The following is a 22887-nucleotide window of genomic DNA, read 5'->3' as shown; positions in this document are numbered from 1 at the left end:
ATACCATATTTCTTACGACATTCTGTAATTCCTAATTTACCGAATTCAATTTCTTTTACAATCTGAAGTTTCAAACTTAAACTGTAATCTTTCTGTGTACGCTTGACATAAAGCGTTTCTAAGTATTCTTTCATAACGATCATTTTTTTGTGTATCGCTATTTCAGGACTAGACAAAAATAGGATTAAAAATCTAAATATTCCTGATTACCCGGTAGATTGATAATTCGGTCTATTGGGTAAATAAACATATCATCAAAATCATTCATCGCATTGATGAGTTGAAAATGCGAGTACTGTTTGATATTTTGTAAAGTGATTTCCTGCTCTTTTATCTTTTTATTCTTCAACAGGTTCTGTCTTTGAACTCCATTTAAGAGATATGTTGTTGGGGTAAACCAATCTTTCCCTTTTAGGAACAAGAGGTTAGAAAATGAGGTATCTGTGATATGATTATTTTTTACAATAATGATTTCTTCGGCCTTAGACTTTATTTTCATTCTTTCCAACTCTTTTCGGTCTTCAAATTTGAAAGAATAGTCGAAGCTGTTGTTTTCAACCAATTGGAAATCCTGTATTTCAGGAATAGCATAAGGAATCATTTGGGTACGGATTCTTTTGTCTAAATCGTAAGCGATTCTTAGTTTATACATTCCGTCTTCATCATGTTCCAGGCTTTTAAAAATTTTAGCCAAATCAATAGAACCTTCTTTCCCAAAATGGGCAAAGGTTTGATTTACTCTTTTTTGATGAATGTCTAGCAGGAACACTTCCTGATCTTCTACTTTAATACTTTCAATGAATTGGGACATAAATTTTATTTTTCATTTCCTGATACTCGTCTTCTAATTTACTCATGTGCGTTATTCCGCCTCCGCTTTTAAAGTACAATGTACTGTTTTCTTTCTCAATAAAGCGAATCATTACACAACTGTCGAGGTTTTCACCATCAAACCAACCACAAACGCCTGTATAATATCCTCTGTCATATCCTTCTGCATTTAGGGTTATCTCTAATGTTTTGGGCTTTGGAGCGCCTAAAATAGATCCCGCCGGAAGTAGTTTTTTCATAATACTTCCTACTTTTCCTCTAAATTCCGTTTTCAAATTCCCTGAGATCTCTGAACTCATGGCATACAAATCTTTTTGTTGCGTCTTAATAAAATCAATGTGCTGAAATTTATCAACCTTCACCTCATCTGCCACCATGCTAAGATCATTGCGAAGTAAATCTACTACGGTGTAATGTTCGGCCTTTTCTTTTTTATCATTCTTAAGGGCCTCTGCTGCATTTTCCAAGGAAGCATCAATGGTTCCCTTCATTGGATAAGTCAAAATTTTACCATCAATAATCTTCACAAAAGTTTCAGGAGAAAAAAATACAAAAAAATCTTTATAAAAAACCTTGTATTTTGCATTTGAGTGATAGAAAATTTCCTCAAGGGTCAAATTGGTCTCTATTCGTGTTTTTCGGGTGTAATTGGTTAAATAAGAATTTCCAAGACGAATGTTTTCCTGAACTTTATCAAAACCAGATTTAAAGCTTTCTAAGGTTTCAGGAAATGATTTCCATTCTATTTTTTTATGTAATTCCTGTTTGTTTTTTGTAGTTGAAAATGTTTGAAAATCAATTAATAAACCCGATTTTTCAATTTCATTCTCTAGATAGATTTCAACATTCTCTGTAAGGAAGTCGATAACAAAAAAATAGGGAACCTTCTGAAGAGAAAGTTCGTCCATTTCCATAAATTTTTGATGATTCACTGAAAACATTCGGCAAAAGTACTTATTGATGTTTACTTTTGCACAAAATATTTTTAATGCAGAACAAATATCCTCAGAAACCGGGAATTGACTTTATACTAAAACAAGCTTTTTTTTACTGGAATAAAACATTGATCTTTCAATTGATGTTTTCCATCATATACTTTGCGATATTTTTTACATCAATCTCATTCTTTGCAGCTAAGTACGGAATTTGGGAAATGAATCAGGAATTGATAGAGGCTTTCAAAATTGGAACCAGTGAATATTTGGCAAAAACTGCTGAAATTTCACAAACGGATAATTATCAAAAGTTTATGTACGGAATTTTTGGGACCATTATCTTTCTTTTCCCTTTGAATCTTGGTCTATTTCAGATTTTCAAAAAGATGGATTTAAAAGAAAAAGTTGTTATTAGCGATTTGTTTGCAGGATATAACGGTCTTAATTTCTTTAAGTATATTGGGTATTACATCTTTTGGTTTTTCACGTATTTGATGGTGGCTCAAACCATCATTCTTCCTGTGGTTTGGGTTTTTATTACCATTTTTGTGGCACCATTGATGTTTTTTACAGACAAAAGAATCTTTGAAGCTATTTCATTAAACTTTAAAGCTTTGAAAATGTATTTCTTAGAAATATTTGTATGTGTTCTTGTGGCATTCTTTTTTAAATATTTAGGTTTTGGTTTATTTTTAATTGGAGGGCTGTTTACATTTCCGTTTTGGAACGCAATGATTTATTCACTTTATAAAACAGTTTTTTCAGAAAAGAGTTAAATTTTAGATTGTTTACTGTGTTTTTATCAAAATAAAGTTAAATTTGGTAAAATCATAAAATAATTAACCATGTCTGAATTTGACGAGTTTGACCAGCAAGGTTCTGTTCCCAGTAAGGAGGCAGGATCCATTATTTCTCACGCTTTTGAAATGTATAAAGGGATTTTTCTCTATGCATTAGTTTCAATGATTATCTATATTGTAGGAGATTTTGTTCTACAATCTATTACAGGATTCAATTCTTGGAGTGGTTTTAGTAATTTTAGAAATCTTGATGGTGATTATACAAATTACGAATATTGGAGAAAACCTGGGTTTTCATTATACTACTCATTTTCGAGTGTTCTGGGAATTTTACTCTCGCCCCTTTATGTTGGGTTGATTTATATTGCCAACAAGTTTAATACTAAAAATGCGATAGAATTTTCAGATCTGTTTATAGGTTACCGTCAAAATGTAGGAAATATTCTGCTGTATAGTTTAATTACAACAATTATATTAGGGGTTTCTGCTGCCATGTGTGGAATTCCATTCTTTTTTGTTTTCCCATTATTTCTTCTAGGATATCCAATTCTTTTGTTTGAAAATGCAACAGCAATGGATGCTGTCAGCAAGACTTTTAATATTGCAAAAGAAAATTACGGTACGTTTTTGGGAGTAGGATTATTGGGCTTATTAATTAGTATTTCAGGCTTTATACTTTGTTGTATAGGGATTATCCTTACGGCTCCATTTATTATGATTGTAATGTACTCAGTATATTGTGCTTACTTAGGAAAGCCCAGACAAATTATGTTTAAAAAATAATAAGATTGAATAAAGATAAACAAATAAGCAGTGTTGCGATAAAGCAGGTTTCATTACTTGCTATCATTTTGGTGTTGGCGGGATTAATTTGTTTTAACCTGGCTCTTTTTATACCGTCGGTGTTGGGAGCAATTACCATTTATGTTCTTTGTAGAAAATACAATTTTTATCTGCAAGAGGAAAGAAAATGGAAACCATGGCTTTCATCATTGGTATTAATGCTTGCGAGTTTGATTATTCTTATTTTGCCCATCTATTTTATTGCCGATCTTCTCATTGAAAAATTAGGAAATGCACAGGCTTATATGACTAAGTTTAATGTATTTCTGGAGAAAATACATACCTATATCTTTTCGGAAACTGGCTTTGATATATTGAGTAAGGAAAATATGGATAAGTTGAAAGCTTCTGTAGGACAGGTTTCAACGAAAGCGGTTAGCGGGACGTTCAATACGTTGACGGTGATTATGTCTATGTATTTTATTCTTTATTTCATGTTGGCGGCACCTCGTTTTTTTGAACGAATTCTTGCGTCATCTGCTCCGTTGAAAAGATCTAATGTATCTTTAATAGGGGAGAAGATGAGAAAGCTCATTATGGCCAATGCCATTGGAATTCCCGTGGTAGCGCTTGGTCAAGGCTTGGTAGCTTTAATCGGATATTTTATCTTTGGAGCCCCGAGTCCGGTCTTGCTTTTTGCATTAACCGCAGTAGGTTCTATGATACCAATTGTAGGGGCGGGAATTGTATATGTTCCTATCTGTATTTTTATGATCGCAGAAGGAGATACCGTGCATGGACTTGGTTTAGCTATTTATTGTTTGATAATAGTTGGTTTAACGGATAACTTATTACGTTTTACTCTTCTTAAAAAGCTGGAAGATATTCATCCATTAAATACCGTATTTGGAATTATTATGGGAATGAACCTGTTCGGATTTATGGGATTGATATTTGGGCCGATTCTTATCTCTCTTACGCTTCTTTTGATTCAAGTATACAGAAACGAGTTTTCGGATGAAGATACACCTCCTGATTTGCATTTATCAGATAAAGATGATGAGCAAGACAATAAAATTGATTTAATAGTTTAAAATAAAATGGTAGAAGGAATAAACCCGGAAATATTAAAAGAGATTTGTGTAATGAAGATGCCTTTCGGGAAACATAAAGGGGTAATTCTTGCAGATCTTCCAGTAAGCTATCTTGAATGGTTTCATAGCAAAGGTATGCCTCCAGGGAAACTGGGAATGCAACTTTCAACAATTTACGAAATAAAAATAAATGGCTTAATGGATTTGCTGACGCCACTTCGAGGAGGAACGGTGAATTATGATAAGATAAAAAATAAGACGTTTAAGTTTTAGGATAAAGTTTCGGCGGCACCAAAGGTGCCGCCGAAACTTTGTTTTATTTTAAATCAAATTAATCCTTTAAGACAGCAATTTCATCTCTAAGCTTGGCAGCCTTAATGAAATCAAGGTTTTTAGCCGCGGCTTCCATTTCTTTCTGCTTTTGAACGATCATTTTTTCAACATCTTCGCTGGCATAGGTTGCTTTTACTTCGGCAACTTTTTGTAAGATCTGTTTTTGAGTATATTTTTCATCTGGGAAGTCTTTGCTTCGGCCGACTAAATTCTCAGAAATCTTCTTATTTAAAGCCATTGGAACTTTGTTATTGTCTGTATTATATTGTATCTGTTTTGTACGACGATATTCCGTTTCATCTATCGTTGCCTGCATAGATTTTGTCATTTTATCAGCATACAAAATAGCTTTACCATTAAGGTTTCTTGCGGCGCGACCCACCGTCTGAATCATTGATCTTCTGCTTCTTAGCATTCCTTCTTTGTCGGCGTCTAGAATAGCAACCAAAGAAACTTCAGGTAAATCTAATCCTTCTCTTAATAAATTGACTCCAATTAAAACATCGAAAAGACCAACACGTAGATCATGCATGATTTGAATACGTTCCAGCGTTTCCACATCTGAGTGAATATACCTTGTTCGTATTCCGAATTTTGTGAAGTATTTAGTTAATTCTTCCGCCATTTTTTTGGTTAAAGTAGTTACTAAAACCCTTTCGTCAAGATCAGCTCTTTTCTGGATTTCCTCCATTAAATCATCAATCTGATTTTGGCTTGGTCTTACTTCAATTACAGGATCTAATAATCCGGTTGGGCGAATAATCTGTTCAATATAAGTTCCTCCTGATTTCTCTAATTCATAATCGGCAGGAGTTGCGGAAACATAGATGACCTGATTTTGGATCGATTCATATTCTTCAAACTTCAAAGGTCTGTTGTCCATTGCTGCAGGAAGTCGGAACCCATATTCTACTAAGGCTTCTTTTCGGCTTCTGTCTCCTCCATACATCGCATGAACCTGGGGAACGGTAACGTGACTTTCATCAATCACCATTAAATAATCTTTAGGAAAATAATCCAATAAACAGAAAGGTCTGGATCCTGGAAGTCTGCCATCCAAATAACGAGAATAGTTCTCAATACCAGAACAATAACCCAACTCTTTAATCATTTCAAGATCGAGTTCAGTTCTTTCCTGTAATCTTTTGGCTTCTAAAGGTTTTCCAATTTCGCTAAAGAAATCTACCTGTTTTACCATGTCATCCTGAATAGATTTAATAGCTCCGTTCAAGGTTTCTTTGGAAGTTACAAAAAGGTTGGCAGGATAAATTTGTATTTGATCAAAGCTAGCCGTCACATTTCCTGAAACAGGATCAAAGCTCTGAATCTTTTCAATCTCATCTCCAAAAAACTGAATTCTTACCGCATTGTCTGCATATGCAGGAAAGACATCAATAACATCTCCTTTCACTCTGAATGTACCTCGTTGAAAGTCTGCTAATGTTCTAGAGTATAAAGCATTAACTAAAGAATGTAAAAGTGATGTTCTTGTTATTTTTTCTCCAATAGCAAGTGAAATTAAAGACTTGTGAAATTCTGCGGGATTTCCCACGCCATAAATACAAGATACAGAAGCTACAATTAAAACATCTCGTCTTCCGGAAAGTAAACTTGCAATGGCAGAAAGACGTAGTTTTTCAACTTCTTCATTGATGCTTAAGTCTTTTTCAATATAAGTTCCGGTTGTGGCAATGTAGGCCTCCGGTTGGTAATAGTCGTAGTAACTCACAAAATATTCAACAGCATTGTCAGGAAAGAATTCTTTAAATTCCATGAAAAGCTGTGCCGCCAACGTCTTATTGTGGGCCATAACAATAGTAGGCCTTTGTACGTTTTGAACAACGTTGGCCACCGTAAATGTTTTCCCGGATCCGGTAACACCCAGTAAAGTCTGATATTTCTCACCAATTTCAATTCCTTCGGTAAGTTTTTCAATGGCTACAGGTTGGTCGCCGGTTGGTTTATATTCTGATTGAAGATTAAAATTCATATATCAAATTTATGAAATAAAAAAGAGTCCTGAATGGGACTCTTGCTAAAATTAGTCATAAATTCTATTGAAAGCTCATTGTTATTGGAAGTCTCATGGTGTAGCTTATTACTGCTCCGTCTTTTGTTGCGGGTTGCCATTTTACACCATCATTTGCTTTTAAGAAAGCTGTTTTTACTTCATTATTGAAAATTTCATTCTCGCCCTTGGTCATTATATGTTCAATACTTCCTTCTTTGTTAATAACGTATTGTATTTCAGATTTTAATGGTGCTTTGTTGGTTGAAGGGCCCACTTTGGAAGAATCAAATGTATTTGCAATATTTTTTCTCAACTGATTAATACCTCCGGGATATACAGGATTTATAATATTTTCTGATTCCGCAGTTATAGCAACTGTTTCCTGTTTGGGCTGTACCGATTCAGAAAGTGATGTTTTACTTTTCGGACGAATTGTGTCTACGGTCTGCTTTTCTTCATTTGTGTGTTTTACCTCCTTGTTTTCGAGCAATTGTTTTGTGTCTTCTACAATTTGTTGAACTGATGTTCCGTTTTGTGTTTTTTTAGCCTCTGCTTTTTTTGAGAGTAATGGTATCGTAGGATTTGAATCATTGGCGTACGTTTTTTGTACAAATAACCCGAAGGCAACGACTAAGATTGGAATGCTAATCACTTTTTTGAATCCAACTAATCTTGTTTTTTTTCTGTTCATCATAATAAATCGTTTTTTGGTGTTGTTAAAATTGAATGTATGTGTAAGGTTATAGTTTTGTCCCGAAATAAGTTCGTCCAGTATTAAATTTTGATAGTCTTTAATGTTGTAATTGTTTTTCAGAACATATTCGTCGGCCAAAAACTCATGATTGGTCACCATTGCTTTTTTGTAGAAATAAAGTACAGGATTAAACCACGTAATTATTTTCAAGATTTCAATTAATAGAAGGTCGATGCTGTGCTTTTGTTTCAGATGTCCCTTTTCATGCAAGAAAATTCTTGAATCTATCTCATTATTTTTGAAATAATTGTTTCCCAGATAAATCGTTTTCCAAAAGCTAAATGGAGAAAGATTCTCATTGGTTATTTTTATTTGCAGCCCTTGATAGTTGATTTCTTTTCCTTTTAAATTGTTGATTTGTACAACAGAAATAATTCCTTTTATCAAAAGAATGCAGGTTACGATTCCATAAACTATCCAAATGACATTCATCCAGTTAAAACTTTCCTGTTGCGAGGGAAGGATTGTTAACTGCTGTGTTGCTTCTTCAAAGATTAGCTGAGGATTGTTGCTAGGCTTTGGAAACTCTGTTGTGATCGTTATAAAAGGAATCACATAAGAAAATACCAGTGAAAAGATTAAATAAAATCGGTTAAACTGATGCATTTTCTCCTTTTCCAAAAACAAATAATACAAAGCAATAAGCAGTGTAGCGCATAAAATTATTTTTAGAATAATCGGGATCATGTTATTCGTCTATTTGTTTGTCAATAATTTCGCGAAGTTCTTTCAATTGTTTTTGAGACAATTCTGAGTTTTTTGTAAAAAAAGACGCAAATTGTGTCACTGAGCTATTGAAAAAACGGTCAATCATAGAAGTCATTTCTTCTTTGAAATATTCCCCTTTGGCTACCTTAGGATAGTACTCGCGGGAATTTCCATATAATGTATATCCTACCAGATCTTTGTTCTGCATTCTTTTCAAAAGAGTAGCAACCGTTGTTGTAGCTGGTTTAGGCTCAGGATAAATATCTAAAATTTCTTTCATGAAAGCTTTTTCTTTTTCCCAAAGAATTTCCATGAGGTCTTTTTCAGAATCTGTTAATTTTATTTCGTTCATATTCTACAGTGTTATATCTTGCTCTACAAATGTAGAAGAAAAAATTAAATACACAAATTTTTATGGCACTATTTTTCCATTTCTTTGATAATACTAATTGTAATACTATGAAAATCAATAAATTTTATGTGCCAGCTTTAAGTTTGTTTTTATTATTGTCGTCGTGTGAAAAGAATAACGCGAATGCTCAGCAAATAAGTAAAGACGGAAGTGTAGAAACAGAAAAGCCCAATTCTAATTATAAACCTGCATTTGTAGGGCAAACAAGAATAAAGGCTGTAAAAACTTCAACGGCATATAAGGTTGAAATCCTCAATAAAGATCTTGGAAAACCTTGGGGAATCATCAACTTGCCGGATGGCAAATTTTTAATTACCGATAAAAGAGGCTATATGAATGTTGTTTCAACGGATGGAAAGCAAATTTCTAAGATTGAAGGGTTTCCAAAAGTAGATTCAAAAGGGCAGGGCGGAATGCTTGATGTGGCTCTTGATCCGGATTTTAAAATCAATAATATCATTTATTTTAGTTTTTCTGAACCTTTTGGTGTGGGGAATTTAACTTCTATGGCTAAAGGAAAGCTTTCATCAGATTTAAAAAATATCTCCGAAATAAAAGTGATTTTCCGTGCTGAACCTTCTTACGATGGAGATAAGCACTACGGAAGCAGACTGGCTTTTGATAAAGATGGGAATTTGTTTGTAAGTACAGGAGAAAGATCGGATAAACAGACAAGGGTATATGCTCAAAAAACAGATAATTATTTAGGGAAAATTTTAAAAATAACAAAAGAAGGGAAACCTGCTCCAGGAAATCCATTCATTGGAAAGGCTGGATTTAAACCTGAGATTTATGCGTATGGAGTAAGAAATCCTCAAGGAATGGCGATTGATCCTAACGGAAATTTGTGGGATGTAGAAATGGGACCGCGAGGTGGTGATGAGATTAATTTAATCAAACCCGGAAAAAATTATGGTTGGGGAGATGTTACCTACGGAATTGAATACTCCGGTGAAAAAGTTGGAAAAGGAATTACTCAAAAAGAAGGAACCGAGCAACCCGTTTATTATTGGGATCCAGTGATCTCACCAAGCGGTGTTACTTTCTACACCGGAAATATTGAGGAGTGGAAAGGCAACCTGCTCATCGGATGTTTAAGCGGTGAACACATTAACAGAATTGTGATGAAAGATAATAAAGTAATAGGAGAGGAGCGCCTGTTGGTAGATCAGAAAGAAAGATTCAGAGATGTGTTAAATGGTTCTGACGGAAATCTTTATGCCGTAACAGATAGCGGAAAACTCTATAAAATTTCAAAAAAATAAAAACATAATGCTTCTGAATTTCAGAAGCATTATTGCTTAAAATATATATATTAAAATCTGAAATTAAATCTGGCAAAGGCCTGTCTTCCTGCAAATCCCATTTGTACAGGATCGAAAATTCCCCCTGATTCGGTATTTCCATCAGAGACAGCAGCCTTTTGTAATGTTGGATATCGGTTGAATACATTCTTACTTCCAATCGTTAAGCTCACATTTTTCGTGAAATCATATCCGAAAGATAAATCGGTGGTTACTCTTGGATTGTAGATTTGAAAATCATCAGCGCCATTATAGCCAATTAATGTCACCTTGTCAAATCTTACCAATTGAAGATTAGCGTTAAAGCCTTTTATTTTATAGTTTAAATTTAAGTTGATCTTGGTTTTGGGAGCAGAAGCCAATATAAAAGCTCTTTCTCTTGGGCTCATATAAATGTCTTCTTTTCCAGCTAATAGTGGAGAGGTGTGTACTTTTGTAATTTCCATTTCGTTATAATTCCCAGCGAGTGTTGCCGTTAATTTACCGTTGCCAAGGTTTTCATTGTAACTTAGAATAACATCCACACCTTTTGTACGCGTATCAATGGCATTAGAAAAGAACTGAGCCTGGTCGATAAAAGGATATTCATTTTGAGCTTCTTGTGGAAGATCGGCTTTCGCAAAATTACCCGTTAATACAATTCTGTCTTTTACCTTGATGTAATATCCATCAATAGTAGCGGTGAATTTTCCTGTATTAAAAGTAAATCCGGCACTTCCGTTTACGGAGGTCTCTTGTTTTAGCTGAGGAATTCCGGCCACTTTTGCTAAATTACTATCATTAGAAGGAAGCTGGATGGTAACCAATTCTCCTCCCTGAAAATTAGTAAACTGTAAGCTATAATATTTCTGTGCTAATGATGGAGCTCTAAAGCCTGTGGAAGCAGAGCCTCTGAAAGCAAGCTGAGGTGTAATGGCATATCTTGTTGCAAATTTTCCATTAATGGTACTTCCAAAATCATTGTAATGTTCAAATCTTCCGGCAATGCTAATCATCCATTTTTTGGTAATATCCAATTCGGTGTCTACATAAGCAGCAAAATTATTCCTGCTTTTATTTACTTCCTGAGAATATCCGGGAAATCCTTGTGAGCCGCCTGGTCTATATCTAATAGGGTCTGAGCCGGGAACGGTTACCAAAAGACTTTGATCGGTATTATCTGTTACAATATTTCCATTGATGTCATACATGGCGTAGGAACCTTCTTCTCCTTTGATAACATTAAATTTTTCATATCTGAATTCAGACCCGAAAGCAATATTTAACCCTTCTAAAACATTGAACTGTTTGGAAGCATTAAAACCTGTTGTATTTTGTAAAAGAGAATGGCCTCCTGCGTTAAAACTTGTTGGCGACTTTACACCTAAGGTAGCATTGATTGTATTATCAATCTGATAGGTAAATCTATTGCTGCCAAAAGCATTGTAGAAATCTACATCCCAGTCGGCAACTTTAAATTTCAAGCCATTGTCGAATGTGAAATCTGTAATATATGTATTTTGAATAGGATTAAAACCATTAGGATAAACTTCCGGGATATTTCCATCGGCATCTGCCGTTCTTGTCCATGCATAGGCATTGGTTTCTCTGTGTGAAAACCCTTGACGAGAATAGAATTTTAAACGATCAGACAAAGGAACCTCTATATTTCCGAAAAAATAAATATTTTGAGATTTGGCATCGCCAAAACGTTGTCTTGGAGCTTCGTAGAATTCTGGATTTGCATTTCGGATAGAATGTTCTTTATTGATAAATTCTACGGTGAAATTTCCGAAGCCTCCTTTTGATCCTATTTTGGTTCCTAGATTTCCGCTAAAATCAAATGTGATTCCATCAATTTTATGATCAGATACGACATCTTTGTTTCCTGGGCTTTTAAAAAGATTCATTCCGTAAAAAGCATTGCCTTCAAAACCTTTGTTGCGGTCGTTTAGAATTACATTAATCACCCCTGCGATAGCATCAGAACCATATTGCGCAGCGGCGCCATCACGAAGAACTTCTATTCTTTTTATGGCTCCAATAGGAATCGTATTCATATCCGATCCTGTGTTTCCTCTTCCTTTTGTTCCGAAAAGATTAATCAATGATGATTGATGGTACCTTTTACCATTTAATAAAAGTAAAGTTTGATCGGGGCCTAAGCCTCTTAATGTTGCGGGGTCTACAGCATCAGCTCCATCTGATCCGGATTGTTTATTAGAATTGAAAGAAGGTGCGGCGAACTGTAAAAGTTGGTTGACTTCTACTTGTCCTGTGGCTTGACTGACCTGTTTAATGTCGATGATATCAATAGGAACAGGCGTGTTCGTTACTGTTCTTTTTTTGTTTCGACTTCCTGTAATCGCAACTTCCTCTATTTTAGCTTCTTTAGAAATAGTGTCTTTAATTTCCTGAGCATAAAAGAAAGCTGATGCACCAAGAAAAAAGGCACTTACATATCTTTTTCTCATATTTAATGATTGGTAATTATATCAAATGTATTGATTTTTGTTTTTAAAACGTTATTGAAAATCAATATTTTTTAATAATTCATTAAGTAAGTGTTGGTTTTGGTGATTATTAAGAAAAATTAAATTTACTAGGTGATATTTAAATTGATGGGAGTTGTTCTTCTCTATAAAATAAAAAAACCGAGAATAAATCTCGGTTTTAATTTTTATGCTTCTTCAAGCTGTACTGTAAAGTGTCTTAAAAGCTCTGGCTCCCATGTGATTTTGTAGCCTTTTGCAATTTCATCACGTCTTTCGTAAACGTTTTTAATTGCGGCTGCAATATAATCCATGTGGTTGTTTGTATAGGTTCTTCTAGGAATTGCTAAACGAACCAATTCTAATTTTGGATAACGGTTTTCTCTTGTTTGAGGATCTCTGTCTGCCAATAAAGTTCCGATTTCCACAGTTCTGATTCCTGCTTCTTTATAGATCTCAAGTCCTAAAGTCTGTGCAGGGAATTCTGAACGGTCAACATTAGGTAAGAAATTTAATGAATCAATAAAAACTGCGTGTCCTCCGATTGGCTTCTGAACAGGAATTCCGTATTCAATTAATTTATGACCAAGATATTCAACCTGAGAAATTCTGCCTTCCAAATAAGCAAATTCTGTTGCTTCATCAAGACCAACAGCCAAAGCTGCCATATCTCTTCCTGCCATACCACCATACGTAATAAAACCTTCGTAGATAATGGTGAAGCTAGATGCTTTTCTGAAAACGTCTTCATTATTTAACGCAATAAATCCTCCGATGTTTACGAGTCCGTCTTTTTTAGAACTCATTGTCATTCCGTCTCCGTAAGAGAAAACTTCTTTACAGATGTCTTTAATTGTTCTGTTTTCCTGTCCTTTCTCTCTTTTTTTGATGAAATAAGCATTTTCTGCGAATCTTGCTGAGTCAAAGAAAACAGGAATTCCATATTGATTAGAAAGTTCTCTTACCGCTTTCATGTTTTCCAGAGAAACCGGCTGCCCTCCTGAAGAGTTACATGTAATGGTAACTAAACAGAAAGGAATCTTTTCTTTTGGATGACTTTTATAAACTTCTTCCAGTTTTTCAAGATCAATATTTCCTTTGAATGGATGTAGATTATTAATATCGAAAGCTTCATCAATCGTACAGTCAATTGCATGCGCTTTTCTTAATTCGATGTGCCCTTTTGTTGTGTCGAAGTGAGAGTTCCCCGGAACTACATCACCATCTTTCACTAATACTGAAAACAAAACATTTTCAGCAGCTCTTCCTTGGTGTGTAGGTAAAAGATATTTGAAACCTGTGATATCCTGTACAGTTTGGTGTAATTGTTCGAATGAACGAGAACCTGCATAACTTTCGTCTCCTGTCATCAACGCTCCCCATTGTCTGTCAGACATTGCTCCAGTTCCTGAATCTGTTAAAAGATCAATATAAACTTGCGAAGATTTTAAGTTAAATAAATTATAGTTAGCATCTTTAAGCCACTGCTCTCTTTCTTCTTTGGTTGATTGACGGATTTCTTCAATCATCTTAATGCGGAAAGGTTCCGCGTACGGTAAATTCATGATATTTTATATTAGATTGTTTGTAAAGAAAATTTGTTTGAAATAAATTCAAATTCATCAAGTATATTTAAAAAAGTAAAAGAAGCTTACTCCGGAGCTTTAAATATATTATCGTCTGAATGGAAGCCTGCTACACCACCGCTTACAGCAAATTTCATTGCCGAAGCTGCGGTCATTCCCACTACAGGTTTGATGTTTTTTTCTTCAGTCACAATTACCCAACCGGAAATAGCGTATGAATGAGGAAGATAAACAGCAACATAATTATGTTTGTCTACATCTTCCATTTCTTTTTGTGTTAAAAATCCGATTCTCCAGATCTCCGGGTTTTCATTGGTTTTTACCCAAACAGGATCATTGAATTTCTTTTTGTCTCCTACAAATGAAGACATGACGTCTTTAGTTGGCGTATAAATATGTTTTACGCCGGGAGTTTTCTCAAGCAAACGATCTACCAGATCGAAAAAGAATTTCCCAACAACGAATTTATTCCCTAAAAATCCTAAAAGAGCAGTAATTAAAATCGTCGAAATAAAAACCAACCCCGGAATTTCTTTGGCAACCGACGGAATAATATTGTCAACCGAACTGACAACATACCAAATCACAAAGATGGTAAGTCCGATAGGGCCAATAATCACCAATCCCTGAAAGAAATTTTTCAGAAAGAAATTGGTTATATTCTCGAAAGTTAATTTTTTCAACGTCTGTTTACTGTATTTATTTTAACCGTGTATTGTTTCTTTGTTTCCGTATGATTTGATGATATTGGCTTCATATTCCAACCATTCTTCCCAACGTTTGTTTACTTTTTCAGGATCTCCCAGTTGTCTTGCAAACCCAATGAAAGTCGTATAATGATTGGCTTCTGATATCATAAGTTCTCTATAGAAAACAATCAATTCTTCATCTTTAATATTTTCAGTAAGCACTTTAAATCTTTCACAGCTTCTCGCTTCAATCATGGCAGCGAAAAGTAATTTGTCAACAATAAGATCTTCTCTGGTTCCTTGAACGACAAATTTAGCCAATTCATTCACATAATCATCCTTTCTTGCCTTTCCGAAAACAAATCCTCTTTTCTTAATGATTTCATGAACCTGACTAAAATGATCAAGCTCTTCCTGAGCGATGGCAATAAGCTCCGTTATAATTTCCGGATGTTCAGGAAGCATATTAATCAAGCTAATAGCATTTGTTGTAGCTTTCTGTTCACACCAAGCATGATCGGTCAAAATTTCTCCGAGGTTTCCTTCTGCAATATTAGCCCATCTTGGGTCGGTAAGAAGTTTCAACTTAAACATATTCTGAATTTTTTGTAAAATTAAAATAAATTGCGATAAGAAATATGATTTTATTTCAATTTGATAGCAGATAACTAGAAAGCCGTCTTTTTTCTTAGAAATTCTAATGTATTCCATCCAAAACTATCCACTTTCTTCAATCCTGCTGAAATAATGAATGCTAAAATTATATTGATTACATAAATTATGACCATCAACATCCACCAAGGCATATTTTCTTTCAATGGAACAACCAGGAAATAAACCAAAGAGGAACTGATTCCCTGAGCAAAATAGAAAAAGATGGCATTTTTTCCAATGTAAGTAATGAAGCTTTCTTTCGTAATTTTTAATCTGTTGTAAAAAACGAATAGGGTAGTCAACGAAAATAAGGTCCATATGATATAAGGAATCTTCGGTGGGAATTTATTTTTATTGATTTGATAAAAAATATCGCTTCTATAATACCAGAACATCCAGGCTAGTGCAACAGCAACAATTCCGTAAAGAACGGGAATCATTTTGGTTGGAACTTTTTTACCTCTCATTCTGTTCGCGATTAAGAAGATCGCCATGTAAAACGCTACATATCCAACCTGTCCTGAAGGATAAAACCATGGGAATATATTAAATAGTAAAGTCAGAGCAATACAAATTCCGATGAACCAATTGATATGTTTTGGAAAAAATCTTAAAATCAGAACGCCAAAAACGGTTAAAATAAAATATACTTTTAAATACCAAAAACTTCCCATCACAACAGGAAAAGTATCTACGTTTGTGTATTGATGAAGATACCAATTACCTAAGTTCTGCCATTGCGGTTCTATTGAAATACTCGTGGTGGCATATTTTGAACCGAATGTAGAATAAAATTTCTGTAGCCATTCTAAAGACAAAAAGTTGAGTCCAAAAACTTTAAAAAAGTAATCAAGAAAAAATAAGAAAGTCACAAAAATCATGTAAGTGATCTGTAGTTTTAATAGTCTGTAAAGCGTTTTTTCAATATTATTTCCTGAGGTAATTCCACTTAAAGCATAAAATAAAGCGACATCAAAAACCAAAGAAAATACCCTTACCTCTGTTGGTATATAAAATTGTCCGGACCAGAAAGCGGTATGAATAAATATAATGGAAAGCGTAGCTAATCCTTTTGCAAAATCAATGTAGAGGTCTCTATTCATTAGTATGTATGATGAAGGTCAAAATTAATTAAAGTTTGGGAATTTTTTAAATAAATAAAAAGAGGTAAAACAAATCGTTTACCTCCTTTATTAAATATACTAAAAATGAATGTTTACTTAAGGTGCTTAAATTCTTCCGCTGAAATTTCTCCAGACTGAATTTTTCTTAACTCATCCATATATTGACTCATGTATGCGTCAATTTCAGGATTTCTGGTATTTTTTGCTTGTTTGTAAGTTCCATTTAAAACTCCTTGATAATAATAGAAGAAGTTATAATCGAAATCGGCAGCAGTAAGAGTGTATTGCCCTAAAAGGAAGCCTAAACGCACTGCAGATCTTCTCTGTGGTGGTGTTCCATGGTGCCCCGGACTTGTTGTTTGATTATCTCCGATGCTTTGTGCAAATTCATAAGCAGCTGCAATTTGGGTAAAGTCTGTTTTGTTATAACCATTTGGTCTTCTTAAATAATATCCTGCAAAACCATCAGCTTCCAATTCGTTTGGTCTTGCTGTAGATTCACTTACAGAAGGTAAATTGTAGCGATATTGAAGTTGGTGTCCATATTCATGAGCAAGGATCATTGCGTTTACAATATCGCCTCCTTTTGCTTTTGCATCATAAAAAATGGCATATCCGTAATAGATTCTACCATTTGAATATGAAATTGCATTATACGTTGAGTTTGGGTTTGAAGGATCATCAACAAATCTGAAGGTAAGGCTGGTTCCTCCCCAAAGACTAATGATGTTGGACATTTGTGCATTCATAAAATTGGTCTCTGCTGTTGTTTTAAGAGCAGTTTTTAAAACAGCTGAAGAGCTCCAGTTTTGATCAACATAGGAACATTGCTTTTGCAAATCTCCAGGTTGTTCAATTTTTAAATTTTCAGTTTTAGACTCTGGAAGAACGGTTTCTTCCATTTTGTCGTCATTACATGCTGTCAATGAGAATGCAGCGATTGCCCCTGCTACTAAGCAGAAATTAAAGTTTTTTTTCATGTCAAATTTTTTTGGTGAAAACGAAGGTATAAAATAATCTGTTATGAACGAGTGTTTTAGTGTTAAAAATTATTCAAAGCATAGTGAAATGTTTGTGGGTCGAAAAATATTGTTCTGGTTGTTAGTTAATTGGAAATTAATTCTTATATTTGCACCTCGAATTAACCAAAAATTTATAAACAATGTTTGCAATTGTAGAAATAGCAGGGCTTCAATATAAAGTTGAGCAAGACCAGAAGTTGTTTGTGAACCGTTTGAAAGGAGAAAAAGGAGATAAAGTATCTTTTGATAAAATTCTTCTTACTGTAAACGGCTCAATCACTGTAGGCGCCCCAGCTGTAAGCGGTATCGTAGTAGATGCTGAAATCTTAGATCACGTAAAAGCTGATAAAGTAATCATCTTCAAGAAGAAAAGAAGAAAAGGTTACCAAGTTAAAAATGGTCACAGACAATCTTTAACTCAAATTCAAATCACTGGTATTACTGGTTTTGATGGAGCTAAAAAAGCAGAAAAGCCTGCTAAGAAAACAACTAAAAAAGCTGACGCTGCTGAAAGCGCAGAATAATTTAAACCAAAAAACCTTAAAATAAAATGGCACATAAGAAAGGAGTTGGTAGTTCCAAAAACGGTAGAGAATCTCATTCTAAAAGACTAGGTGTGAAGATTTTCGGAGGACAAGAAGCTATTGCCGGTAATATTATTATCAGACAAAGAGGTACTCAACACCACCCAGGTACTAACGTGGGAATGGGTAAAGACCACACTTTATTTGCTCTAGTAGACGGTAAAGTAGTTTTCAGAAAGAAAGCAAACAACAGATCTTTTGTATCTGTAGAACCAAACGCATAATTATTTAAGCGTTTTATACAAGTTAAAAGTCTCAACGATAGTTGAGACTTTTTTTGTGCCTATATCTAAATAAAAATTCCTTTGTTTGTGAAATATTTTTATATTTGTAAACAATCAAATAACATATTAATTGTGTAAGCCGAACAGCGTATAGAGTAGGCAAGGAATTAAAACAAAATAGCTATGAAAAAATTAAAAAAATTAACAAAAACGAATCTTAAACAAATTAATGGTGGGGCTGGACAATGTCCTTCTAAACCAACTACATCATTTGATACATGGTGTGGGCTAACTCCTTGGCAGAAAATACATTGCTTGCTTGATGTTGATGACCCTTGTGAATGTTATTAATATCGTACTTGCGTATAGGGTGATCTAGGAGAAATCTATTTGAAACGGACTATTATTCTACGCGTATATGTTGAATATAAAGTGATAATAAAAATCAGCAACTTCAGAAAGGTTGCTGATTTTTATTATATTTTTTTAATTAGAATCCCACCTGGAATCCTGCTTTGATACCAAATTTAGAGATATCCGGTCTGTTAAGGTAATTACCTCTCCAGTTAAAATCAACTCTGAAAATTCTTAAGTTTCCAAAACCTATATTTTCGATTCCGAAACCGTATTCATAGTAAATTTGTTGATCAGGAGCTGAGTATTTGAATCCTTCTACATTGATGGCTTTAGATGCATCGCTTAATGTTCCGTACGCCCCTCTTATAAAGGCAACTTCTCTCAGTTTTAACTTTTTAATTAAAGGGATGAATGAAAGAATCTTCCCATTAAAGTGATGTTCCAAATGAAGCGTAGTATAAGTGTCTGCTACGAATTCATAGTAATTAAGCTGTGCAAAAGTATTTCCTACTAAGCTGTAAGATTGGTTACCGGGAATAACATTCTGTAATGCTAATGGAACGGTATTGAAATTTTTGCCTGCTTCAAAATTAATTAATGTTTTACCCCAGCTTCCGATCAGGACAGGCTTGTAAAACATGAATTGAAGCTTATTGTAATTGAAATCTGCATTAAATAGTCCTTCGATACCTCTTGTGTATTTTAAAACGATTGTCGGAGCTAAAGTTCCATGCTCATATCTGTCGATACCGGTTTGTGAAAACTTGGCACCAGGTCTTGCGATTAAGCTAATGGTAACATGTGAATCATTAACTGTTTGTCTTAGGTCACCGTTTCGGTAATACATTAAATTAAATCCTTCAGGATTGGCTGATTTAATACTTTGCATAGTTCCGTCTACTCTGATCTGGAAGTTCTTCCATGGTTCAATAGACGTGAATATGTTGGTTTGATTTAATGAGCTCAGCGATGCGTTTTCTCCTCTTGCGAAAACGGTTGATGAAGCAAATGAGCGGGCCATAATGCCATCATCTGTTGTCAATTGTACTCCAAGTTGCAAGATGTCTCTTCTGTTTCCTCCTCCAATCATGAAACGATTAACTCTGTTAAACATATATCGTCCTTCAACTCCATATTTAACTTGTTGGTCTTTAAATCCGTAAGCGGTATAGAACTGAACTCTCCAAGGGTCATTTTGGGTAAAATAAGTTCTGGCTCCTAATCGGATTCTGTCACCTTCAACTTCATTTTTCCCATAAATTGAGAATATTGGACCTATATCTATTCCTTTTGTAACATTGTAATAGCCGGAACCTAATGTTTCATATATTTTTACAATACGGTTGAATTTCGGAGTTTTTTGGAGCTTGTCAAGCATTTCGTAAACGCCTTGTTCGCTTTTAGATAAAGAATCAGGTCGAGCTTTCAGCCAATAGGCATCATCTTTATCTACGAATTTGTTGTCATACTCTTCTTCCTTTCGGACAAACACTTTGTCTTCAAGAGGTTTGTTGAATTCATATTCAGAATAGTCCACGGACCTTCTGGCAATGATACTTTTAGATGTTTTCTTTTTGGCAAAAGGAGTCATTTCAATTTCTGTGACAAACTTTTTAGGTAAAAAAGTGTTGTCGTCAGGATTGTCATATTCCAACTCGGTTGAAATTGCATTAATGAAATTAACGTTGATTTTTTGCGTTGATTTTAAAGTGGCGCCTAAAACAGCATAGCTGTCGGTATCGATATAAAGGTATCCCTGAAAGGCTAAAACTTCCGTTCTCTTGGGTTGATATCTTATTTTATAGGCGTTTTCTCCATGGATAGAAATGGTGTCCACGAGATTATAATCGTAAGTGCTAAAACCGCTTTCTCCAACAGGACTTGGAAATCCAATGTCGAAATAATTTAGTGTATTGTCGTAAATATTTATATCTCGATAAAGATTTTTTGCCGTTAGGGTGATGATTTGATTATCCTGAAAACCAGATGTTTTTTGAGCGATCAAAAGCCTTTTTGTTTTCTTCCCGGGTTTGTTTTCACCGTAGTTTTCATATATAGCTTCGTTTAAGAAAACAGGAAGTGCCATTTTTCCACTTGCGGTAGAGTCTGCGTAATCAAAAATAAAATCAAGTTTATTAAAGATTTTTCGCTTCATGAAAGTGCTGTCCAGATTGTTGGCGTCAAACTGAATTTTTTCATATTCTTTATAAGTATAGGTGTCGAATTTATCTAAACCATTATTTCTTTTTCTTTTCCATACCTCCTGCATAATAGCGTAAGCAGGATTTTCCTTTTTATTCTTGTACTTGGGTTTTTCGTTATGGATAACGACTTCCTGAATGCTTTCTACTTTTTCCTGAGATAGTTTTACAAAGAGATTGTTGGCGTTTTCTGCAGTGATATCCACACTTTCCAGTGCGTAATTTTTTCTAAGAAATTTTAATTTATAAATAATACTGTCGGATTGTATGCTGAAATTTCCAGTATTGGTTGTTAAAGTGGGTTTGTCGCTATCATTAATGAAAATATCTACACCACTAATTTCTTTGTTTGTTGTAGCATCTAATATCTTACCATTGGCGGAATTTTGTGCACATATAAGACCTGTGAAAAATAGGAAAAAAGAGAAGTAGTAATATTTGGAGTTATTAATTGACATTTGTTGTTTCTTCAAGCAATTAGCATAAACAAAAAGTATGCTGCTTATTTATAAAATATTAAAATTTGAAAAATTTTTCGTAAACAAGTACAAAACGACAAAGGTAACAAAAATAAGACTATCAAAATGAAGGTCTTATAGTTATTAATTTGTTAAAATGATAAAAACTAAATGATTTGCTTATTAAATAGTAGTAAAGATGTACCGTTACACAATGGATCAGTTCCAAAATAATTTAAGCAGTTCGGCATCATTTAACATTATACAAAAATAACATTTTTTATTTTCTCCCCAACTTTTGAGACTGAGCCTACACAATCTGTTTTTTAAGAATATGAATTAATGAAAGTTTCTTATATAGACATAAAAAAAAGAGTTACAAATATTTGTAACTCTTCAAGCTTTCGCTCCTCCTCTTGGGCTCGAACCAAGGACCCTCTGATTAACAGTCAGATGCTCTAACCAACTGAGCTAAGGAGGAATTTTCCTTTGTTTTGGTGATGCAAATATAATATGAATATTGATATGAAGCAAGTGTTTAAAGCAAATTATGTAGAAAAAATGATTTTTTTTTAAATGATTTAGTAGTGGATAAATTTTGATGTTTTTATCTGTCTATTTTTCAATGTTTTGAAGTTAAAGTATAAGATGAGGTACTAAAATGAAAAATAAAAATATTTTTTAAATATTCTCAAAAATAATTTTGAGAATACTTTTTTTGGCTCATTAAACTTGAAAAACTACCAGTTGAAATGTTTCGCCGTGATAATTAAAAGGAGTTAGAGCAGCCATTCCTAAGCCTTGTGTATGAACTGCAAGAGAATGTAAGTTCTTATCATTAATGAAAGCGGTTCCTAGTTCGTAGTCTTTTTTAGTAAAATCTTTCACGGCGGCAAATAGTTTTTTCAAAATTCCTTTTCCTCTCCAATCAGAATTTATCAGAACAGGCCCATAGATAAAAACTCGATATTCTGTTAATGGTTCATGATTAAAGATCTGATTAGGGAAGCTTTCATACATCGCTTTTACCACAGGATGCCCTGGTAGGGGATTAATAGTGGCAAGACATACGAAACCTGCTAGCTTGTCATCTTCAATGGCGACCAAAACGCCTAGATTTTGGATCAGTCTCAAAAGTTGGGGAGAAAATAAAAAATGTTATTTTTGTATAATGTTAAATGATGCCGAACTGCTTAAATTATTTTTACCTGAACTCTTGATTGAATATTTTGAGATTGTAAAATTTGAAGAAGAAAACCAAATTCTACATATTTACTTTGAAGAGAAAAATACAGCTCCAAAAGAATTTTCTTCGCTCCTATTACAGTCAAAAGGATTTGTTCCTGAAATTATGGTAGATGATTTTCCTCTTCGCGGAAAAACAGTAAAACTCCATATCAAACGCAGAAGATAGACTGATATTAAAACAGGAAACATCATCCAACGAGATTGGAATCTTATTGCCAAAGGAACCCGCATGACACAGGATTTTGCTGAGTTCTTAAAAAAAATCAGCCGATACTAAAGCGCTTCCCTGCAAAACCATTGGTGA

General features: G+C 34.2%; 20 protein-coding genes, 1 tRNA gene and 2 pseudogenes. 9 read left to right on the top strand and 14 right to left on the bottom strand.

Features of this window, described 5'->3' with window-relative positions:
• Window positions 1–184: 184 nt before the first annotated feature.
• Together BUB80_RS22130 and BUB80_RS22125 are read right to left on the bottom strand one after the other, a co-directional pair.
• Window positions 185–811 carry an aminotransferase class IV gene (locus BUB80_RS22130; RefSeq protein ID WP_073297815.1) on the bottom strand — a complete coding sequence of 209 codons (627 nt, stop codon included), beginning with the start codon at window positions 809–811 and terminating at the stop codon, window positions 185–187.
• Window positions 795–1772, bottom strand: a complete 978-nt coding sequence (locus BUB80_RS22125; RefSeq protein WP_073297813.1) for an aminodeoxychorismate synthase component I — start codon at window positions 1770–1772, stop codon at window positions 795–797. Before BUB80_RS22125 ends, BUB80_RS22130 begins: the two co-directional genes overlap by 17 nt.
• A gap of 47 nt (window positions 1773–1819) precedes the next feature.
• On the opposite strand from BUB80_RS22125, the gene BUB80_RS22120 reads away from it, so the two are divergent.
• The 4 genes from BUB80_RS22120 to BUB80_RS22105 all read left to right on the top strand — a co-directional run bounded on the left by BUB80_RS22120 (window position 1820) and on the right by BUB80_RS22105 (window position 4716).
• The gene (locus BUB80_RS22120) at window positions 1820–2542 is read left to right on the top strand and encodes a hypothetical protein (protein WP_073297811.1); all 723 of its coding nucleotides are present in this window, start codon (window positions 1820–1822) and stop codon (window positions 2540–2542) included.
• A gap of 69 nt (window positions 2543–2611) precedes the next feature.
• Window positions 2612–3349: a beta-carotene 15,15'-monooxygenase gene (locus BUB80_RS22115; RefSeq protein WP_073297809.1), complete on the top strand. Its 738-nt coding sequence runs from the start codon at window positions 2612–2614 to the stop codon at window positions 3347–3349.
• Window positions 3349–4443, top strand: a complete 1095-nt coding sequence (locus tag BUB80_RS22110; protein ID WP_073297807.1) for an AI-2E family transporter — start codon at window positions 3349–3351, stop codon at window positions 4441–4443. The genes BUB80_RS22115 and BUB80_RS22110 overlap by 1 nt, the downstream gene beginning before the upstream one ends.
• A gap of 18 nt (window positions 4444–4461) precedes the next feature.
• On the top strand, window positions 4462–4716 hold the full coding sequence (locus tag BUB80_RS22105) for a DUF3820 family protein (RefSeq protein ID WP_073297821.1): 255 nt from the start codon (window positions 4462–4464) through the stop codon (window positions 4714–4716).
• A 58-nt stretch (window positions 4717–4774) separates the two neighbouring features.
• On the opposite strand, the gene uvrB is transcribed toward BUB80_RS22105, so the two are convergent.
• The 3 genes from uvrB to BUB80_RS22090 all read right to left on the bottom strand — a co-directional run bounded on the left by uvrB (window position 4775) and on the right by BUB80_RS22090 (window position 8601).
• Window positions 4775–6766, bottom strand: coding sequence for an excinuclease ABC subunit UvrB (gene uvrB, locus BUB80_RS22100; RefSeq protein WP_073297806.1), 1992 nt, complete (start codon window positions 6764–6766; stop codon window positions 4775–4777).
• A 64-nt stretch (window positions 6767–6830) separates the two neighbouring features.
• Window positions 6831–8228: a M56 family metallopeptidase gene (locus BUB80_RS22095; RefSeq protein WP_073297804.1), complete on the bottom strand. Its 1398-nt coding sequence runs from the start codon at window positions 8226–8228 to the stop codon at window positions 6831–6833.
• Window position 8229: 1 nt separating this feature from the next.
• The gene (locus BUB80_RS22090; protein WP_073297802.1) at window positions 8230–8601 is read right to left on the bottom strand and encodes a BlaI/MecI/CopY family transcriptional regulator; all 372 of its coding nucleotides are present in this window, start codon (window positions 8599–8601) and stop codon (window positions 8230–8232) included.
• 107 nt (window positions 8602–8708) lie between these two features.
• Between BUB80_RS22090 and BUB80_RS22085 the strand changes: the two genes are divergently transcribed.
• The gene (locus BUB80_RS22085; RefSeq protein ID WP_073297800.1) at window positions 8709–9926 is read left to right on the top strand and encodes a PQQ-dependent sugar dehydrogenase; all 1218 of its coding nucleotides are present in this window, start codon (window positions 8709–8711) and stop codon (window positions 9924–9926) included.
• A gap of 50 nt (window positions 9927–9976) precedes the next feature.
• Here the strand turns inward: BUB80_RS22085 and BUB80_RS22080 are convergent, their stop codons facing one another.
• The 6 genes from BUB80_RS22080 to BUB80_RS22055 form a co-directional block, all read right to left on the bottom strand.
• A complete protein-coding gene (locus BUB80_RS22080) occupies window positions 9977–12418 on the bottom strand; it encodes a TonB-dependent receptor plug domain-containing protein (protein WP_073297798.1) in 2442 nt (813 codons plus the stop codon).
• 206 nt (window positions 12419–12624) lie between these two features.
• Window positions 12625–14001, bottom strand: coding sequence for a tryptophanase (locus BUB80_RS22075; protein WP_073297797.1), 1377 nt, complete (start codon window positions 13999–14001; stop codon window positions 12625–12627).
• A gap of 86 nt (window positions 14002–14087) precedes the next feature.
• Complete coding sequence (locus BUB80_RS22070) at window positions 14088–14705, bottom strand: DUF502 domain-containing protein (protein ID WP_073297796.1); 618 nt, start codon at window positions 14703–14705, stop codon at window positions 14088–14090.
• A 21-nt stretch (window positions 14706–14726) separates the two neighbouring features.
• The gene (gene miaE, locus BUB80_RS22065) at window positions 14727–15305 is read right to left on the bottom strand and encodes a MiaE family protein (RefSeq protein ID WP_073297819.1); all 579 of its coding nucleotides are present in this window, start codon (window positions 15303–15305) and stop codon (window positions 14727–14729) included.
• Between the two features lie 74 nt (window positions 15306–15379).
• Window positions 15380–16468 carry an acyltransferase family protein gene (locus BUB80_RS22060; RefSeq protein WP_073297794.1) on the bottom strand — a complete coding sequence of 363 codons (1089 nt, stop codon included), beginning with the start codon at window positions 16466–16468 and terminating at the stop codon, window positions 15380–15382.
• A gap of 113 nt (window positions 16469–16581) precedes the next feature.
• A complete protein-coding gene (locus BUB80_RS22055; protein ID WP_073297793.1) occupies window positions 16582–17469 on the bottom strand; it encodes a neutral zinc metallopeptidase in 888 nt (295 codons plus the stop codon).
• A gap of 182 nt (window positions 17470–17651) precedes the next feature.
• On the opposite strand from BUB80_RS22055, the pseudogene rplU reads away from it, so the two are divergent.
• From rplU to BUB80_RS23750, 3 genes and pseudogenes are all read left to right on the top strand, one after another.
• Window positions 17652–18014 (top strand): annotated as a pseudogene (gene rplU, locus BUB80_RS22050) (50S ribosomal protein L21); the annotation flags it as partial.
• Window positions 18015–18061: 47 nt separating this feature from the next.
• Complete coding sequence (gene rpmA, locus BUB80_RS22045; RefSeq protein WP_034701234.1) at window positions 18062–18319, top strand: 50S ribosomal protein L27; 258 nt, start codon at window positions 18062–18064, stop codon at window positions 18317–18319.
• Window positions 18320–18502: 183 nt separating this feature from the next.
• Window positions 18503–18670: a bacteriocin-like protein gene (locus BUB80_RS23750; protein WP_175549645.1), complete on the top strand. Its 168-nt coding sequence runs from the start codon at window positions 18503–18505 to the stop codon at window positions 18668–18670.
• A 139-nt stretch (window positions 18671–18809) separates the two neighbouring features.
• On the opposite strand, the gene BUB80_RS22040 is transcribed toward BUB80_RS23750, so the two are convergent.
• From BUB80_RS22040 to BUB80_RS22030, 3 genes are all read right to left on the bottom strand, one after another.
• Entirely contained in the window at window positions 18810–21335 is a 2526-nt protein-coding gene (locus tag BUB80_RS22040) for a DUF5686 family protein (protein ID WP_139262857.1), read from the bottom strand.
• A 407-nt stretch (window positions 21336–21742) separates the two neighbouring features.
• A tRNA-Asn gene (locus BUB80_RS22035) sits at window positions 21743–21816 on the bottom strand.
• A 245-nt stretch (window positions 21817–22061) separates the two neighbouring features.
• The gene (locus BUB80_RS22030; RefSeq protein ID WP_073297791.1) at window positions 22062–22469 is read right to left on the bottom strand and encodes a GNAT family N-acetyltransferase; all 408 of its coding nucleotides are present in this window, start codon (window positions 22467–22469) and stop codon (window positions 22062–22064) included.
• A gap of 37 nt (window positions 22470–22506) precedes the next feature.
• On the opposite strand from BUB80_RS22030, the pseudogene BUB80_RS22025 reads away from it, so the two are divergent.
• Window positions 22507–22860, top strand: a pseudogene (locus BUB80_RS22025) (ISAon1 family transposase N-terminal region protein).
• Window positions 22861–22887: the final 27 nt, after the last annotated feature.

Source organism: Chryseobacterium polytrichastri, from assembly GCF_900142445.1.
GTDB lineage: Bacteria > Bacteroidota > Bacteroidia > Flavobacteriales > Weeksellaceae > Chryseobacterium > Chryseobacterium polytrichastri.
The sequence above is the reverse complement of the archived record's forward strand: the minus strand, read 5'-3'. Positions and strand labels throughout refer to the sequence as shown.

Excerpts from the sequence above, each read along its gene's own strand:
- BUB80_RS22130 (WP_073297815.1), bottom strand. The coding sequence starts at position 811 with ATGTCCCAATTCATTGAAAGTATTAAAGTAGAAGATCAGGAAGTGTTC.
- BUB80_RS22125 (WP_073297813.1), bottom strand. The coding sequence starts at position 1,772 with ATGTTTTCAGTGAATCATCAAAAATTTATGGAAATGGACGAACTTTCT.
- BUB80_RS22120 (WP_073297811.1), top strand. The coding sequence starts at position 1,820 with ATGCAGAACAAATATCCTCAGAAACCGGGAATTGACTTTATACTAAAA.
- BUB80_RS22115 (WP_073297809.1), top strand. The coding sequence starts at position 2,612 with ATGTCTGAATTTGACGAGTTTGACCAGCAAGGTTCTGTTCCCAGTAAG.
- uvrB (WP_073297806.1), bottom strand. The coding sequence starts at position 6,766 with ATGAATTTTAATCTTCAATCAGAATATAAACCAACCGGCGACCAACCT.
- BUB80_RS22095 (WP_073297804.1), bottom strand. The coding sequence starts at position 8,228 with ATGATCCCGATTATTCTAAAAATAATTTTATGCGCTACACTGCTTATT.
- BUB80_RS22090 (WP_073297802.1), bottom strand. The coding sequence starts at position 8,601 with ATGAACGAAATAAAATTAACAGATTCTGAAAAAGACCTCATGGAAATT.
- BUB80_RS22085 (WP_073297800.1), top strand. The coding sequence starts at position 8,709 with ATGAAAATCAATAAATTTTATGTGCCAGCTTTAAGTTTGTTTTTATTA.
- BUB80_RS22080 (WP_073297798.1), bottom strand. The coding sequence starts at position 12,418 with ATGAGAAAAAGATATGTAAGTGCCTTTTTTCTTGGTGCATCAGCTTTC.
- BUB80_RS22075 (WP_073297797.1), bottom strand. The coding sequence starts at position 14,001 with ATGAATTTACCGTACGCGGAACCTTTCCGCATTAAGATGATTGAAGAA.
- miaE (WP_073297819.1), bottom strand. The coding sequence starts at position 15,305 with ATGTTTAAGTTGAAACTTCTTACCGACCCAAGATGGGCTAATATTGCA.
- BUB80_RS22060 (WP_073297794.1), bottom strand. The coding sequence starts at position 16,468 with ATGAATAGAGACCTCTACATTGATTTTGCAAAAGGATTAGCTACGCTT.
- BUB80_RS22055 (WP_073297793.1), bottom strand. The coding sequence starts at position 17,469 with ATGAAAAAAAACTTTAATTTCTGCTTAGTAGCAGGGGCAATCGCTGCA.
- rpmA (WP_034701234.1), top strand. The coding sequence starts at position 18,062 with ATGGCACATAAGAAAGGAGTTGGTAGTTCCAAAAACGGTAGAGAATCT.
- BUB80_RS23750 (WP_175549645.1), top strand. The coding sequence starts at position 18,503 with ATGAAAAAATTAAAAAAATTAACAAAAACGAATCTTAAACAAATTAAT.
- BUB80_RS22040 (WP_139262857.1), bottom strand. The coding sequence starts at position 21,335 with ATGTCAATTAATAACTCCAAATATTACTACTTCTCTTTTTTCCTATTT.